General features: G+C 68.2%; 11 protein-coding genes. All 11 read left to right on the forward strand.

The features are described from left to right. Positions 1-106: 106 nt before the first annotated feature. The gene (locus OG456_RS22265; protein WP_266563671.1) at positions 107-991 is read left to right on the forward strand and encodes a xanthine dehydrogenase family protein subunit M; all 885 of its coding nucleotides are present in this window, start codon (positions 107-109) and stop codon (positions 989-991) included. After that, entirely contained in the window at positions 988-2,646 is a 1,659-nt protein-coding gene (locus tag OG456_RS22270; protein ID WP_266563672.1) for a 2Fe-2S iron-sulfur cluster-binding protein, read from the forward strand. The genes OG456_RS22265 and OG456_RS22270 overlap by 4 nt, the downstream gene beginning before the upstream one ends. Further along, entirely contained in the window at positions 2,643-4,964 is a 2,322-nt protein-coding gene (locus OG456_RS22275; protein ID WP_266563674.1) for a xanthine dehydrogenase family protein molybdopterin-binding subunit, read from the forward strand. The genes OG456_RS22270 and OG456_RS22275 overlap by 4 nt, the downstream gene beginning before the upstream one ends. Before the next feature lie 330 nt (positions 4,965-5,294). After that, positions 5,295-5,861: a hypothetical protein gene (locus tag OG456_RS22280; protein WP_266563676.1), complete on the forward strand. Its 567-nt coding sequence runs from the start codon at positions 5,295-5,297 to the stop codon at positions 5,859-5,861. Between the two features lie 1,826 nt (positions 5,862-7,687). Next, complete coding sequence (gene mycP / locus OG456_RS22285) at positions 7,688-8,941, forward strand: type VII secretion-associated serine protease mycosin (RefSeq protein WP_323136347.1); 1,254 nt, start codon at positions 7,688-7,690, stop codon at positions 8,939-8,941. Between the two features lie 705 nt (positions 8,942-9,646). Continuing rightward, positions 9,647-10,099 carry a hypothetical protein gene (locus OG456_RS22290; RefSeq protein WP_266563680.1) on the forward strand — a complete coding sequence of 151 codons (453 nt, stop codon included), beginning with the start codon at positions 9,647-9,649 and terminating at the stop codon, positions 10,097-10,099. After that, on the forward strand, positions 10,099-12,450 hold the full coding sequence (locus tag OG456_RS22295) for a hypothetical protein (RefSeq protein WP_266563682.1): 2,352 nt from the start codon (positions 10,099-10,101) through the stop codon (positions 12,448-12,450). Before OG456_RS22290 ends, OG456_RS22295 begins: the two co-directional genes overlap by 1 nt. Before the next feature lie 22 nt (positions 12,451-12,472). Beyond that, positions 12,473-13,189 carry a hypothetical protein gene (locus OG456_RS22300; protein WP_266563684.1) on the forward strand — a complete coding sequence of 239 codons (717 nt, stop codon included), beginning with the start codon at positions 12,473-12,475 and terminating at the stop codon, positions 13,187-13,189. Positions 13,190-13,315: 126 nt separating this feature from the next. Beyond that, a complete protein-coding gene (locus OG456_RS22305; protein WP_266556846.1) occupies positions 13,316-14,548 on the forward strand; it encodes an IS701 family transposase in 1,233 nt (410 codons plus the stop codon). Then, a complete protein-coding gene (locus tag OG456_RS22310; protein ID WP_164324575.1) occupies positions 14,545-14,706 on the forward strand; it encodes a hypothetical protein in 162 nt (53 codons plus the stop codon). The genes OG456_RS22305 and OG456_RS22310 overlap by 4 nt, the downstream gene beginning before the upstream one ends. Positions 14,707-16,347: 1,641 nt before the next feature. Further along, the gene (locus tag OG456_RS22320) at positions 16,348-16,968 is read left to right on the forward strand and encodes a TetR/AcrR family transcriptional regulator C-terminal ligand-binding domain-containing protein (RefSeq protein ID WP_266563688.1); all 621 of its coding nucleotides are present in this window, start codon (positions 16,348-16,350) and stop codon (positions 16,966-16,968) included. Positions 16,969-16,972 lie beyond the last annotated feature (4 nt).

Raw genomic sequence — 16,972 nt, forward strand, 5'->3', positions numbered from 1 at the left:
CCTGTCAGCACGTACCGTACGGCGGAACAGGCGTAACGGCGCGAACGACGGCTCACATGCCGAAGCCGCCGGGCGAAGTGCCGGACATCGGGAAGGGGCAGCCGGTTTGACCACGCACGCAACGCAGGCCGTGACGCTCCCGGGCTCGCTCAACGAGGCCGTGGCAGCACTCGCCGCCATGCCCGCCGCGGTCCCGGTCGCGGGCGGCACCGACCTGATGGCCTCGGTCAACGCCGGACTGCTGCGCCCCGCCGCCCTGGTCGGCCTCGGCCGCATCAGCGAGATCCGCGGCTGGCAGTATCAGGACGGTCACGCTCTGCTCGGCGCCGGCCTCACCCACGCCCGCATCGGGCGCCCCGACTTCGCCGCTCTGATCCCCGCGCTCGCGGCCGCGGCCCGCGCCGCCGGGCCGCCCCAGATCCGTAACGCGGGCACCCTCGGCGGCAACATCGCCTCCGCCGCGGCGACCGGCGACACCCTGCCCGTCCTGGCCGCCCTCGAAGCCACCCTCGTCATCGCGGGCCCCGGCGGCGCCCGGCGCGAGGTCCCCGTCTCCCACCTGCTCGCGGGCATGGAGATGCTCAGCCCCGGCGAACTCATCGGCTTCGTACGCGTGCCGCTCCTGCACGCCCCGCAGACCTTCCTCAAGGCCACCGGCCGTACCGGCCCCGGACGCGCCCTCGCGTCCGTCGCGCTCGTCCTCGACCCCGCGAGACGCGGCGTGCGGTGCGCGGTCGGCGCCGTCGCGCCCATGCCGCTGCGGCCCCTGGAGGCCGAGCAGTGGGTGGCCTCGCTCATCGACTGGGACGGCGAGCGGACGCTCGTGCCCGAGGCGCTGACCGCATTCGGCGAGTACGTCGCCGCGGCCTGCATCCCCGACGCCGCCCCGGCCCCGGACGGCACCCAGGAACAGTTGCCGCCCGCCGTACTGCACCTGCGGCGCACGGTCGCCGCGCTGGCCCGACGTGCACTTGGGAGGGCGCTGTCGTGACTGACGAGCACAACCACGGTGGCCACCAGGGCGGCGGCTGGGAGCCGCTGCCCCAGGGCGACTACGACGCGGACGCCACCGCCTTCGTGCAACTCCCCGAGGGTGGCCTGCCCGACGTGCCGCTGGCCGCGCCGGGACACGGTTACGTACCGCCGCAGATCACCATCGCGCCCGGCGGCCCCGCGGCCACGGACCCGGCGGCGACGGGTGTGTGGGTGCTGCCGCCCGACGTGACGGGCGCACAGGCGGCGCCCACGGGCGCGGCGACCGGCGAGGTGCACTGGCCCGAACCTGCCGAACCCGCCGAACACGCCGAGCCGGCCGCTCCGGAGGCGATGCCTTCGTACGGTCACGGGGCCGGAGTGACCGGGCAGTGGAACTTCTCGGACGCCGGGCACCAGGCGCCCCCCGCCCACGGCGATGCGGTGGCCGAACCGGCGGGGCAGGCGGGACAGACCGGGCAGTGGTCGATTCCGGTCATCGCCGAAGGGGATCTTCCAGACGAGTCGGGCGAGTTCACCACATCGTCCATCGCCGCGCAGTGGGGCCGGACGCCTCCGGCGACGCTGCCGGGGGGCGCGGTGGCGCCCTGGGCGGCGGAGGAGTGGGCACGGGAGCCTTCGCGGGGCGTTCCGGAGGACGAGTTCGAGCCCGAGTTCGAGCCTGAGGCCGAGCCCGAAGTCGCGCCTGAGGTCGCGCCGGAGCCGGCGCAGGTGGATGTAAGCGGCATACACGCCGTACATGGCGAACGCGGCGAACACGGCGGACCCGAGCCGTTCGGGACGGCGGACGGCGAGGCGCACGCCTTCGCGGACGTCGCCGCCGAGTCGGCGGAGGAGCCGGTGCGGGTGCCGACTCCCGAGGCTTCGCAGGTCCATGAAGTCCATGAGGTCCATGAGGTCCCGGAGGACTCTCCGGCTCCGGCGGCTCCTGCGGCTCCTGTGGTCGAAGAGACCCCTGAGGTCACCGAAGCCCCCGCTCCTGAGGACGCCGCCGCCGACGGGCCCGCCCCCGACGCCGTGGTCGCCCCTCTCCACGACGACCACCCCCTCGCTTCCTACGTCCTGCGGGTCAACGGCACCGACCGTCCCGTCACCGGCGCCTGGATCGGCGAGTCCCTGCTCTACGTCCTGCGCGAGCGCCTCGGCCTCGCCGGGGCCAAGGACGGCTGCTCGCAGGGCGAGTGCGGTGCCTGCAACGTGCAGGTCGACGGCCGTCTCGTGGCCTCCTGCCTCGTGCCCGGCGCCACCGCCGCCGGCAGCGAAGTACGCACCGTGGAGGGTCTGGCCGCAGACGGGCAGCCCTCCGACGTGCAGCGCGCCCTCGCCGCCCGCTGTGCCGTCCAGTGCGGATTCTGCGTGCCCGGCATGGCGATGACCGTGCACGACCTCCTCGAGGGCAACCCCGCCCCCACCGAACTGGAGGCCCGCCAGGCGCTGTGCGGCAACCTGTGCCGCTGCTCCGGCTACCGCGGGATCCTGGACGCCGTCCAGCAGGTCGTCACCGAACGCGAGGCGACGGCGACGGGCGCGACCACCGCGACGGACTCGACGGGCCCGACCGCCTTCGCGGGTGACGCCGGGGGCGAGGCCCGCATCCCGCACCAGGCGGGACCCAGCGCGACCGAAGGTATTCAGGACGGAGGCCTGGCGTGAGTGACGAAGCAACAGCCACCGCGCCCCCCGTGGAGGAGCCACTGCCGCACGGCCTCGGGGCCTCCCTGCCGCCCGCCGAGGCGCGCGCCAAGACGGAGGGCACCTTCCCGTACGCCGCCGACCTGTGGGCCGAGGGCCTGCTGTGGGCGGCCGTCCTGCGCTCCCCGCACCCGCACGCGCGCATCCTCTCCATCGACACCACCCACGCGCGTGAGATGCCCGGCGTACGCGCCGTCATCACGCACGAGGACGTCCCCGGAGCGCCGCTTCCCGGTCACCGCGCCGCGGACCGCCCGGTGTTCGCCTCCGACGTCGTACGCCACCACGGCGAGGCCATCGCGGCCGTCGCCGCCGACCACCCGGACACCGCGCGCATGGCGGCCGCGGCCGTCCTCGTCGAGTACGAGGTGCTCGAACCGGTCACCGACCCGGAACAGTCCTTCGCCGCCGAGCCCCTGCACCCCGACGGCAACCTGATCCGCCACATCCCCCTGCGCCACGGCGACCAGGACGCGGTCGGCGAAATCGTCGTCGAGGGCCAGTACCGCATCGGCCGCCAGGACCCGGCCCCCATCGGCGCCGAGGCCGGCCTCGCCGTCCCGCGGCCCGACGGGGGAGTGGAGCTCTACATCGCCTCCACCGACCCACACGGCGACCGCGACCTCGCCGCCGCCCGCTACGGCCTCGAACCCGAGCGCGTGAAGGTCGTCGTCACGGGCGTGCCCGGCGCGACCGGCGACCGCGAGGACCAGAGCTTCCAACTCCCGCTCGGACTGCTCGCGTTGAGGACCGGCTGCCCGGTCAAACTCACCGCTACGCGCGAGGAGTCCTTCCTCGGTCACGCCCACCGCCACCCCACCCTCCTGCGCTACCGCCACCACGCGGACGCCGAGGGCAAGCTGGTCAAGGTCGAGGCGCAGATCCTCCTCGACGCGGGCGCGTACGCCGACACGTCCTCGGAGGCGCTCGCCGCCGCGGTCTCCTTCGCCTGCGGCCCGTACGTCGTTCCGCACGCCTTCATCGAGGGCTGGGCGGTACGCACCAACAACCCGCCCTCCGGTCACGTACGCGGAGAAGGCGCCCTCCAGGTCTGCGCCGCGTACGAGGCGCAGATGGACAAGCTGGCGAAGAAACTCGGCATCGACCCGGCGGAGCTGCGCCTGCGCAACGCCATGGCGACGGGCGACGTACTCCCGACCGGGCAGACGGTGACGTGCCCGGCGCCGGTCGCGGAACTGCTGGGCGCGGTACGGGACTTCCCGCTGCCGGAGCTGCCCAGGGACACCCCCGAGGCGGACTGGCTGCTGCCCGGCGGCCCCGAGGGCGCGGGCGAACCGGGTGCGGTGCGCCGCGGTGTCGGCTACGGCATCGGCATGGTGCACATGCTCGGCGCGGAAGGCACCGACGAGGTGTCGACGGCGACGGTGAAGGTCCACGACGGCGTGGCGACGGTCATCTGCGCTGCCGTGGAAACCGGCCAGGGTTTTACCACTTTGGCGAGGCAGATCGTCCAGGACACCCTCGGCATCGACGAGGTCCAGGTCGCCCCGGTCGACACGGACCAGCCGCCGGCCGGCCCCGGCTGCCGCGGCCGCCACACGTGGGTCTCCGGCGGAGCGGTCGAACGCGCCGCGAAAATGGTCCGCACCCAGCTTCTCCAGCCCCTGGCGCACAAGTTCGGCATGTCCACGGAGCTGCTCCAGATCGCCGACGGCAAGATCACGTCGTACGACGGAGTCCTGTCGACGACGGTCACCGAGGCGATGGACGGCAAGGAACTGTGGGCCACGGCCCAGTGCCGCCCGCACCCCACCGAACCCCTCGACGCCGACGGCCAGGGCGACGCGTTCGTGGGCCTCGCGTTCTGCGCGATCCGCGCGGTGGTCGACGTGGACATCGAACTCGGCTCGGTGCGGGTGGTGGAACTGGCGGTCGCCCAGGACGTGGGCCGGGTCCTCAACCCCGTCCAGCTGGCGGCCCGTATCGAAGCGGGCGTCACGCAGGGCGTGGGCGCGGCCCTCACGGAGAACCTCCGCACTCCCAGGGGCCTGGTCCGCCACCCCGACTTCACGGGCTACGCGCTCCCGACGTCCCTGGACGCCCCCGACATCCGCATCGTCAAACTGGTCGAGGAACGGGACGTGGTGGCCCCCTTCGGAGCGAAGGCGGCAAGCGCGGTCCCGGTGGTCGCGTCCCCGGCGGCAGTGGCCTCAGCGGTCCGCGCGGCCACGGGCCGCCCCGTCAACCGCCTCCCGATCCGCCCGCAGGCGGCAGTGGTGACGAACGCGTCCGCTCCGGCGATGGTGTCGACGGACTGATCCTCTCCGGTCCGGCCCACAGGTGAGTGACGTTGGTGACGAGCACGGCCGACCCGACGATGGCTGGCGTCAACAGGCTGTCCCTCCTTGCCCGTTGCAAGTTGTGACACGACGTGTCGTTGTGTGACGCGATGTTGATGGTCTCTGCCACAGGCCGCGTGTGAACTGACAGTGCGCATGGCTAGAGTTGTTGTCGAGACTTCGTAGACGAGGGCGCCGGTCGATGGACCTTCGGCGGGCGACGTGACGGGACGAGCGGTCTGAACGACGCTGGCCGGCGCGGCTCGGCGATGTACGGGACACGGGGACGCGGGGAACGGGGAGGACGCGATGGCAGAGGCAGCGGACAAGGGCGGCGGCAGCGACGGCTCACCGTGGGCCTTCTTCGGCGTACTCGGAGCGGTGGGGGCGGCGCAGGCGGCGGTGGGGGAGGTTGTCACCGAGCTGGAGTCGTTCACCAAGTTCCAGGAGCGCGTGGACCAGTTGGTCAAGGACTTGAAGGGCTCGCCTGCCGGTCCGCAAAAGGTCGGCCAGGAGGTGCTGGCCCGGCAGCAGTTCGGTGGTGGCGACGGCGGGTTCAAGGAAGCGTCCGGTCTCCACTCGTCGTACTCGACGGTGATCAGCGAACTGGAGAACCTCTCGAAATTGCTGTCCGACTCCATCGAGGGCATGGGCATCGCGGTGATGGCCTCGCACAAGGGCTACGCCAACATCGATGACGATATCCGGCGTCGGATGCAGGCGATCAGCGCCGAGACGACGCGGCATTACGGCGGAGAGTACGAGCCGCCGACCCACAAGAATAGTGACGACGGTTCCACCGGCGGCTCCGGCAAGGGCGGCACGGACTCGCCCGCAGACGGTTCTTCGGGCGGCGATACGGGCGGAGCGATCTGATGGCAGAAGCACCGATTGACGGCGGCAGCAGTGGCAGTGGAGGTACCCAGTTCTCGGGCCTCACTCATGAGCAGATGCTGGAGTGGCTCGACCAGGCCAACAGTGGCGAGGTCCAGGCGGCAGCGGGTCGGCTCGCGTCTGCTGCCAAGGAGATTCACAAGATCGCGGACGACCTGAAGATCCGTCCGCAGTGGGTCAGTTGGAAGGGCGAGGGTGCGGATGCCTTCCGCGGATGGGCAGCCGATCTGGCCAACGCGACAGTCCGGCTCGGCGACTTCAGCCAGGACTCGTCCAAGTGGATGGGGCAGGCGGCCACCGCGATCGGCACCGCCCAGGCCTCGATTCCCCGGGACATGCCGAGCGCCAAGGCGAACCTCGATGCGGCACACGCCGCGCACAACGACCCGGATGCCCAGGCAGTTGCGTCAAAGTCGTCGAGCGAACTCGCCGCTCTCAAGGCCGACCGGGAGAAGGTCCGCCTTGAGGCAGCTGCCGAGATGACGAAGCTGGGGCAGGCTTATTCGCTGTCTTCTTCGCAGATGGACTCGCTGGACAGGCCTAAGTTTCCACCGCCGCCCACCGCCATCCAAGACCCTGATATCGACCGTTCCTCAACTGACGTGGCTCGCCCAGGGACGGGAGGAGCTGCCACCTCGTCGGGGGGCGCCGTGGCGGCCCCGTCAGCCCACAGCGGATCCGCGGCGAGCGCGGCCCCTTCACGGTCGGCAGGCGTGGAAGCGGTGGGTGCGGGCGCTGGATCCGGGCACGCGGCCGTCACACCCGAGGTCGTAGAACCTCCCGCACGGATGGGTATCGACTCGGTCGGAACGCTTCCGGATGCGCCTCAGGTAACTCCTACGCAGACGGTGGGGCACACGCCAACGCCTTCGCCCACGGGGGTCCCCAGCGTCGGGCCCAGCTCCCCGACCTTCGGGACGCCGGTCGGCGGACGTGTGATCGGAACGCCAGGTATCAACGGGCGGGGCGGCACACCGTCGGCCACGACGGGCGGAACGGGGAGGACTGCGACGCCGCAGGCAACGGGGCGTCCGGCCACCCCTGGGATGCGTGGTGGTCCGATGGCACAGGGCCCGAGCGCCACGGCCACTGGACGTGCGGGAACCCCCGGAGCTCCTGGTCGGCTGCCGACGAACAACGGTGTGGCGGGAGGCCGTCCACAACCTGTAACCGGCAGGCCCGCAAAGGGAATTCCGCGCGGCACAGTCATGGGCGGCGAGTCTTCCACCGGTAGCGGCCGTGGTCCGGCCGGCCAGGGGCCCGTGACCGGCAAGCCCACGGTCACCGGGGCCTCCGGTACGCGAGGCGCAAATTCGGGCCGGGCGGTCACTGGGGCTACTGGTGCGAAGGGCGGCATCGTCGGTGGGCGGCCGCAGTCGCCATCGGGCAGGTCCGGCGCGCGCTCGTTCAGCTCGGGCGGTACGGGGTTGGTACGTGGCCAGGGCGGAGTGTCAGGTGGTTCCACGGATGATACCCACGGCGCGAACCAGACCGGCCGCTCGACGGGTACTGGAGGAGCTCCTCACAACGCCCGGCCCGGCTCACGCCGTGGTGAAGAGAGCGATGCTCGCCCTGACTATCTGACGGAGGACGAGTCGACGTGGCAGTCTGATGCGCGTCGCCACGTGCCGCCGGTCGTCGACGACGTGACCAGGAATAACGAGAGGTAGCGCATGCCCACCACCAGCACTCGTCACCGACGCCGCGGTGCGGCAGCAGCGGCCGCCCTCGGTTTGCTGTTGGTGGGTACGGCGACTACTTCCGCACACGCTGGCTCGACGCGACCCCAGCAGTGGTTCCTGGACGCCATGCAGGCCGACAGCATGTGGAAGACCAGCACAGGCAAGGGCGTTACCGTCGCTGTCGTCGACACGGGTGTTGATCCGTCGAACCCGGATTTGCAAGGCCGCATCGTACAGGGCGAGGACCTGGCTACCGACGAAGCCGGCGATGAGACCACCGACCGGAACGGTCACGGGACGGGCATGGCAGGTCTCATTGCCGGAACCGGGGCGTACGGCGGCGGACAGGGCTCCTTTGGCCTCGCTCCGGGCACGAAGATCATGCCGATCCGACTGCCCGACGTGACGAAGTCCGCGAACAAGTGGGATTCCGAGGCCAAATTCGAAGACTCCGTAGCAACGGCGATTCACTACGCGGCGGATCATGGAGCACGGGTCGTCAACATCTCTCAAGCCATCTCCGGGGAACCGGGGGATTTTCCGAAGATCACCAAAGCCGTCGACTTCGCCTTGAAGAAGGGTGTGTTGATCTTTGCCGGTACTGGAAATGACGGTGACAAGGACAATTCCCTCGGCTTTCCAGCAGCCACACCGGGCGTAGTCGGCGTTGGGGCCATCGGGAAGAATCTCCACCGGGCGGCGTGGTCGACACACGGAGCTCAGGTCGACATGGCCGCGCCCGGTGAAGACATGCTCCATGCATGTGGAGGGAAAACCGGCCTCTGTAAGACGGACGGAACCAGTGACGCCACCGCTATCGCCTCCGCCAGCGCCGCTCTGATCTGGTCCAAGCACCCGAACTGGACCAATAACCAGGTACTCCGGGTCATGCTCAACACCATCGGTGGCCCGACGGACGGCGCCAAGCGAAACGACGGCATCGGGTACGGAATCGTCCGCCCCCGCATCGCCCTGAAGACCCCGGGAAACCCGGGCGCGGCCGACAAGTACCCGCTCCCCGACTACCCCGTCGCAGCCCCCAAGTCACCGTCCGTTGCCCCCTCCAAGGGCACGAACGCCGACAAGTCCGCTGCGGCCGCCGCCGCGTCCAACGGCGATGACAGCAACACCCCCCTGTGGACCGGCATCGGCGTGGGCGCCGCGGTAGTGATCACCGCGGGCGTCGCCCTCGGGGTTGCCCGCAGCCGCAAGAACCGCACCGCTCAGCAACCACCCGCGTACCCGCAGGCCTCCCCTGCCCCTGGCCTCGGGCAGCCGCGGTACCAGCCATACGGCCCTCCGCAGAACCACCCCGTGAGCCACGACCCGAACTCGCCGTACAGCAGCCCGAAGGAGCCGGGACCGACAACGCGAGGCTGATGTCCTGCGGGCGAAAGTCATCAAGGCGACCGTCCCAACGATGGCCCGGGAGGGCCGTTGGTCACCGGACACACACGGCGCGAGGAACAGCGAGAGGCAGTCGCATGCCGACCAGCCGGCGTCGATGTCGGGCTTACCGGGAGCCGTAAGCGAAGCGCTGCTCAGCAATAGACCTCCGCATACCTCCACGCTGACCCAACGGCCCCCGCACCTGTTCCCTGCAAGTCGCAGCAGGACGATGGCCGCCAGCGTGATGGCACTGCCTAGCACAGGCAGCAGGCGCAGTGTGAGCGTCGCGGTTGGTAACGGCGGCCCCGCACCCAGAGCGGGTCAGGGAGCACTCGCGACGGATGGCGAGGCGGGTCCGTGCCCGTGCCCGTGATCAAAGACTACGAGAACCTTGATCATCAGGGATCGATCTTGTTGCACTCAAGCGGGGATGAGCAGGCCATCACGCCGCGTCCACGTACGGATTGCAGATTTCGCCACCTGAGTACGCACAGACCCTGAGTGGTAGGCGAGTTCAGTGAATTCCATACCTGGGGAAGCGCAGTCGATCGGTCGTACCATCGCCAACCATGCACGTGCAAATGCACGACATCTTTGCATCCCCGAAACCTGATCAGGACTCTCCTTTGGTACTTTGCTCCCCACGTGGCCACGATCGGATGTCGGCCAGTCGGGCACGGGGGAGGCGACTACCGCATGGCGTGGGACGAGTGGGAGCAGCTCAAAGCTCAGGCAGCCGAGAAAAGCTCCGCAAAGATGCAGTTGAACCAGCTGGCACCTGAGCCGGGGAGCGGCGGTGGAAATACCCAGGGAGACCTGCGGGTAAGTCAGAAGGAGCTGGCCGCGGTGGGTGATGCGGCGTACAAGCTCCACCAGGACTTCGGGCGCTACAGCGATCACGCGCGCATCGCCTCCATGAAAGCGGCGGGCGGCCTGAAGAGCCAGGGGTTTGAGATCGGCGGGGCGCTGGACCACGTCGCCGAGCATTGGGTCGATCAGGTCCAGTCTCTCCTCGACGCCACCGCCCACATCTCCAATCATCTCGACTACACGAAGGGCGCACACGCCAAGGACGAGGTCTACATCGCAGGCACCATCAGCAGCATTTCGCAGCTCGACAAGGGCTTTGACGAGCGGAAGGACCGCTGATGGACCTCGACATGCTCCGTTTCGGCAACTTCAGCCAGCTCGGTGAGGCGATCACCGACTGGGAGCAGATGACCAAGAAGCTGCTGACTCTCAAGAACGACGCCGAGCAGAATCTCAAGAAGAAGGCAGACGGAGCCAGCTGGGCTGGGGTGAACGCCACCGTCTCGCGGGAATTCATCGACAAGACCGCCGGTGAATATGGTGATGCCCACACGCAGGCCGAGACCATCACCAATATCCTCTCGGACACCCATGGAGAGTTGAAGGACTTCCGTACCCAGCTCAACGAGGCCATCGAGGGCGGAAGGAAGAACAGCCTCTCGGTCACCGACACGGGCAACGGAACGTTCCGCGTCCAGGGCCCGCCTCCGCTCGTCGGCCAGGGCCCGCCCGTCCCCGAACCTCCCGCCGGTGCGCTGGAGAGCCTCAAGACCCAGATCGAGGGCATCCTCACCAAGGCGGCGGAAAGCGACAGGACCGCCGCTGAAGCTCTTCGCCTCATCGTCGACCAGGCCAAGTACGGGTTCTCTGGCGTCAGTTACGAGAACCGTGACGAGGCTGCCGAGGCCATCAAGAAGGCCGACGAAATCTCCAGGATCCTGAAGAAGGATCCGGACGACATCAGCAACACCGAGCTCAACTCGCTCAATACGGCCCTCGCCAAGTACAAGAACGATCCGCTCTTCGCCGAGAAGATCGCGACCGACGTCGGCGCCAAGAGGGTGATGCAGTTCTACGCGGAAGCAGCCGACGACTCCCAATTTGCTGTGAACCCTCGTTCCCGGCAAGGCTTGTCCGACGAACAGAAGCAACGGATGAGGCTCCTCGGTGGTCTCGAGAAGCAGCTCGGCACCACGCTCGCCACAGCAAGTCACTCCGACAGCGACGCCATGCAGAAGTGGAAGAGCGACGTCATCGCGAATGGCGGGACAAACGTCCGTCCCAACGGCCAGAACCCGGTCTACGGCTTCCAGGTCATGAGTAACTTCATGCGAAATGGGACGTTCGACAAGGACTTCATGCATGACTACGGCACCGAGCTGATCGACTACGAGAAGAAGCATAAGTCCGATGAGTACGCCGGCCTTCAGCGCCACAAGACGCGTGAGGACGTCCTGCCGTGGGACAAGACGAGTGGTTACGAGAGGCTTCACTACGGGGCGTCCAATGACGCGGGTACGGACCCGATGACCGGGTTCATGGAGGGCCTTGGCCACAACGCGGAGGCGTCCACCGAGTTCTTCAACGAGGGCAAGAATTTCGATTACCTCACCGAGGAACGCGAGTGGCCCAAGGATTACGCCGAGACCGGAGCCAAAACCATCGCGGGGTACGACTCGCTGGGGCATGCGCTGGAGTCGGCAACAACCGGCGCCGCATACGACACGCATCCGCCCGAGCTCCATCGTGACGCCGACACTGCCAAGGTCGCCGAGAGTGTTGTGCAGCGATACGGACAGGACGCAGAGTACAAGGACGACAAGCAGACCGGACTCAGCGGTGCGCAACTGATGCAGAAGCAACAAGGCATCGGGGACAGCCTCGGTAAAATCGGCTCCGCTTATATCGACGATATCAACTGGGCCATGAACGGTGGGGGAGACAAGTCGCTTTACGCGATGGACAACGGGGAACGCAGTTCCCTGAGCGAGCGCGCTCACTTCAATGAGGGGAACTTCGACGTCACGAAGTTCATCAGCGCTGTCGGTCAAGACCCGGATGGATATGCAAGCTTGGGCACCGCCCAGCAGGTGTACACCACTTCATTGACCGACGCTCACCCGCCCACGATCGAAGCCGATGGCGATGTGAACTCGACGCAAGCCGAAACGTCGATTCGGACAGGGGCTGAAGTCCAAGGGGTCCTGGACAAGTCGCGAGTGGAGGAGGTCAAGGCCGAAGGCGTCGAGGCGGACAAGAAATATAATGATGCCGTTGATGCTCGCATCGAACGAGACAAGGTCATCTCGGGCGTCGTTACCGGTGGATTCTTCTCTCTTGTCCCCGAGCCGGCGACTGGATTGGCCGCGACCGTCGTTCCCATCGCAAGCGGCCAGGCCGAAGGTGTGACCGGTGCTCTCATCGAACACAACTTGGACCAGTATGCGGAGGCGCATCACCGAGATAACTCCGAGAAATCCCATGCGGATGGCAACGACATCTTCGCCAGTGGTAACAAGGCATCCTGGCAGCCAGGCTACTCGCTGCTGGAGCGTGCTGATGAGTCCGACAAGTGGCCACGGGACAAATACCAGGACCTGAACGAAGCGCTGATCAGGGCCCAGAACCTCGGATACACGCGCGGAAGCCAGAACCAAGAGAACGTCGGTCAGCTCCCCACTCCCCAGTAAGGCCGCTTGCATGAGAACTGCAGTGAAGAAGTCAACTCTCTCGCTGTCTCTGGCCATAGCGGCCTTGGTACTGGGCGGCTGCTCGAGCTCGCCGGACGGTGCCAGTGGCACGGCCAAGTCGTCGGCAGCGCAAGGACGATCGGCCTCTCAGATCTGTGATGGAATTCTGGGAAAGAGTGGCGGATCCGCGGTGGAGCAGATTACTCGCTCCAAGGGATTCAGCGACTCCGACGAGGACGAAACACTAAAGGTGCAGCCCATTGCTCGGGCTGCCGGACAGCTTGAGCAGGAAGCGATTCCAGCCAGAAATGGCAAGCGAGTCTACCTCTGTCTCTTCCGTTCCACTGATAAATCCACCTCAGGGACATTTCAGATTTCCACTCGCTGGATTCGCATGAAGCCGTCGGAATATGAGACTTCGAGTAGCGAGAGCCGCACGGTCTTCCCCCTCTCCAAGAACGGGAAGCCTGGACAACTCCCCTATGCCAGTGCCTCTGACGCCGGCGTGTGGCTGGGGCTGCGTTGTCCAGTGGGGCCCGGCAAACAGGGCGACGTGGTGCTCAGCGTCAATACTCTGACCTCGCGCCTGGATTCGTACCGCAACTCGGACAAGCCGGAGCTCCTGACTCGCATCTCGCACTCAGCGGCCCGGAAACTAGCCGAGCAAATGGGATGCGCTTCGAACATAGCTTCTCCCGAGAAACTTGAGCATTTGTTGCCGCTCTCCGTTAAGTCCTGAGTCCAAACTGTGCGTTCTCAGTTGGCGAGATCCCACAACTCATACGTGGACACGGCGTGATGGCACGGCTAGTACTACAGCCGGTGGTTCACGTGACGTGACGATGGTTGGCTCGTTGCTCCGTTCGTGGGGTTGAAACTGTCGCTTGGTGTGGTGCGGACGGACGAGCTGGCCGAGGGCCAAGTGCGGGAGCTTGAGGGGGAGCTGGAGGCGTTGTGTGCCTCGGTAGACGATGTGTTTGCGCGTCCGGCCTCCCGGGAGAACCTGCGGGCGATGGTGCGTGGGCTGCTGAGCGAGGTGCCGCGCAAGAACCTGTGGCAGCTCGCGGAGGCGGCCGGCCACCCCAACCCGGACCGGCTGCAGGGCTTTTTGGCCAAGGCCGCGTGGGATGCGGACGAACTGCGCGACCGGGTCCGCGCCGTCGCGGTCGACGCCCTGGCCGACGACGACGCGGTGCTGATCGCGGACGAGACCGGCGACATCAAGAAGGGCACCAAGACCGCCGGTGTCCAGCGGCAGTACACCGGAACTGCGGGCAGGGTCGAGAATGCCCAGGTCAGCGTGCACCTGTCGTACGGATCCCGCCGGGGTCGCACTCTGATCGACGCCGAGCTCTACCTCGGCAGGAACTGGGCCGGCACCACCGTGGAGCACGAACGCCGCTGCGCCGAGCAGGGCATCCCGCCCGAACGCGCGAGCGCGGTGGTCACCAAACCGGAGCTGGCCCGGCGGATGCTGGAGCGCGCGCTGGCGGCCTCGGTGCCGTTCACCTACTTCCTGGCCGACGAGGCATACGGGCAGTGCCGGGCGCTGCGCGCCTGGCTGGAGGAACACCACGTCCGCTACGTGCTCGCCGTCCCGAAAGATGAGGTGCTGCCGCTGCCCGACGGGCGCACCCGGCAGGCCCGCGAGCTGTGGGCGCTGGTACCCGAGGACGCCTTCGAGCGCCGGCCCTGCGCGGACGGCGCCAAGGGCCCGCGCGAGTACGACTGGGCCACCGTCCAACTCGCCACCACTGAAGGGGACTTCGAGCGGCATCTGCTGATCCGCCGCTCGATCGTGCCCAACAAGAAGGACAAGAAGACCGGCGAACTCGTCCGGGAGATCGCCTACTTCCTGTGCCACACCCACCTGGACACAACCCTGGCCGAGATGGTCGTCGCCGCCGGACAGCGCTGGATGGTGGAGGAGTCGTTCCAGGTCGCCAAGGGACAGGTGGGGCTGGACGAGCACGAGGTACGCAAATGGTGCTCGTGGTACCGGCACACCACCGTGTGCATGCTCGCCATGGCCTTCCTCGTCACCGTCCGGAGCCGGCTCATACCCGCCCCACCGATGACTCCCGACCCCCGACCGTGAACGAGATCCGCCGCCTGTACGACCGGATCGTCCTCGCTCCCGCCCGCACCGCCCGGACCTGGCTGGCCATGCACTGGCACCGCTGGCGCACCCGCCACCAGACCCGAGCCCGAACCAGCCACTACCGCACCCGAACCGCCCGCGCTCACTCACCGTAAGACCACCGGCTGTAGTACTAGGCGGCCTCCTGTGTGGCGTCTCGGCACGACCGGCACTTCCCTGGGGTCGGGGAGCGGAAGGCGCGGTCGCAGCCGTCGCAGTTCTGGAGTGGGGCCGTGGTTGGGGTGGTGTGTTGTGGTGTTGTCGGGCGCGGGGGCGTTGTGGGGAGGGGCGGCGGCAGGAGCTCCGTGAGGCGGTGGGACAGGAGGGCTGCTGGGTTGCGAAGCTGCTCCGCAGGCAGGCCGGTTGTGAGGGTTCGGCGTACGGCTTCGGGTGCGATGCCTCGGTCCAGCCACGCTGTGACTGCGGGCGCCAGACGGTGTACATCCCGGGTGGCCAGGAGCAGTCGAGGGTCGTGGCGCCGTAGGTCCGCGAGCAGGGCTGCGGCTGGACCCTCCGGTTCGGGAGGCGCCGGTGGTGTCGTGCGTTGCCGGGGAGGCGGCGGCGCGCCGGCAGGCTCGCGGGGCGCTCGATTCGATGGCGTGGAACTGCACTTCGTCGCCTGTGGGTTGTTGTACGACACCGTGCGGGTGACTACCCGGCCTGACGGGAGGCGTTCGCGGGTGCGGGAGATGTAGCCCTTGGCCTCCAGTTCGCGTAACGCCGCCGCGATGCGGACCTCGCCCTCCGGGAAGCGGGCCGCCAGCGTCTTGATCGTGGCGCTGGCTCCGCGTGGGAGCGACTGGATGTGTGCGGCCAAGCCGATGGCCATGAGGGACAGTTCGCGGTGTTGGGCGAGGTGGTTACCGATCACCGTGTAGCGGTCCGGGTGGCGGCGGTTCTCGTGGCGGATGCCGCCTGCGGGAACCTCGGATTGCGGGCGCGGGGGCGCGCTAAGCTGCTGATCAGCCATCGGGAAGGTTCTGCTTCCTTGGTGGTCAGGCCCTCGCACTGGGATTGCCGTCCCGGCGGGGGCCGTTCTGTTTTCTTGAGTTGTGCTGCTCTGGGTGAGCGTGAGGTGTGAACGGGGCTTTCTGCAAGTCGAGTTGAGTGTGATCACCCTTGTGGGTGAGGCGTGGCCTCGGGGGCGTGGGAGCCTCGGGGGTCTGGGGGTGGTTGGGGAGGTTCTCTCCCTGAGTTCTTTGGTTTTGATCGCGGGGCCGGCCGGGTGGCGGTCCACCGCGTCGTGAACACCTCGATGCGGTCAGTACGGCTTCGATGCCGCCAATTCGACCCATTCCGTCTTGGTCGGAGGCGGGCCCAGTCTCGTACCCCAGGTATCCGTCAATGCTTGCTGCGCCAGCGCCATCGGCGCCCTCCGTGGGCTCCACGGTTGGGTGGGGCGTTCGGCTACGGCGTGGCGCCACCGCTGCCGCGCGGCGTAGGCCGGCGGCGGCAGCGGTGACGATATCCCCCGTTGTGTGCGCCCGGTTCGACCCGGGCCCACGTTCCCCCGTGCACCCATGCGCGACGCGCTAATGCTCCGCGCCGCGCATTAAGGTGTGGCCACGTTATCCGGAAGCCGAGCGGGCGCGCAAAGCGAAACCGGTAGGAATCGTCCTGACCGCACGTGAAGATCTGGTGCCCATAGGACTGGTGTTGGGGTGGGGCGCGTCCGGCGCACGGCTCGGGCCACCGGCTGGGGCCTGCCTCGCGGCTCGGCGTTTGCCTTGGTGTGGCGGCGTCTACATTTGGCGTCGATGACTGAGCGACCACAGCACGGCTCCGCCCGCCCCGGCGGACGTACGGCCCGCACACGCGCGGCCGTTCTCGCGGCCGCGCTGCACGAGCTCGACGAGACCGGGTTCGCCGGGCTCACCCTCGACAAGCTCGCGGCGCGCTCGGGTGTGCACGTCTCGACGATCAGGCGCCGCTGGCGCAGCGTCGAAGGTGTCGTCGTCGATCTGATGGCCCAGCACAGCAAGACCATCGCCACGCCTGACTCCGGCGAGTTCCGTCAGGATCTGTACGAGCTGGCCGAGGCCATCGCCGGGTTCCACGCCCAGCCGCGCAGCCGCAATCTCGTCGAGGCGATGGTGGCGGCCGCCGCGTACGACCCGCATATCGCGGATCTTGTGCGCGGTGCTTTCGTCGCGCGCACCGAAGTCGTGACGGCACTGGTTCACCGTGCGGTGGACCGGGGTGAGGTACCGCCGGACACGGACGCGTACGAAGTCATCGCCGCCCTGAGCGCGCCCTTCTATTACCGGCTCCTCATCATGCGGGGCTCCATCGACGAACGGCTGGTCCGCGCGAGCGCCGAGGCTGCGTACCGGGCGGCGCGCGGCGGGGTGTTTGGTGGAGAGGGGGCGGGGGGCTAGATGT

The organism is Streptomyces sp. NBC_01446 (assembly GCF_026340095.1).
In the GTDB taxonomy this organism is placed as follows: domain Bacteria; phylum Actinomycetota; class Actinomycetes; order Streptomycetales; family Streptomycetaceae; genus Streptomyces; species Streptomyces aureus.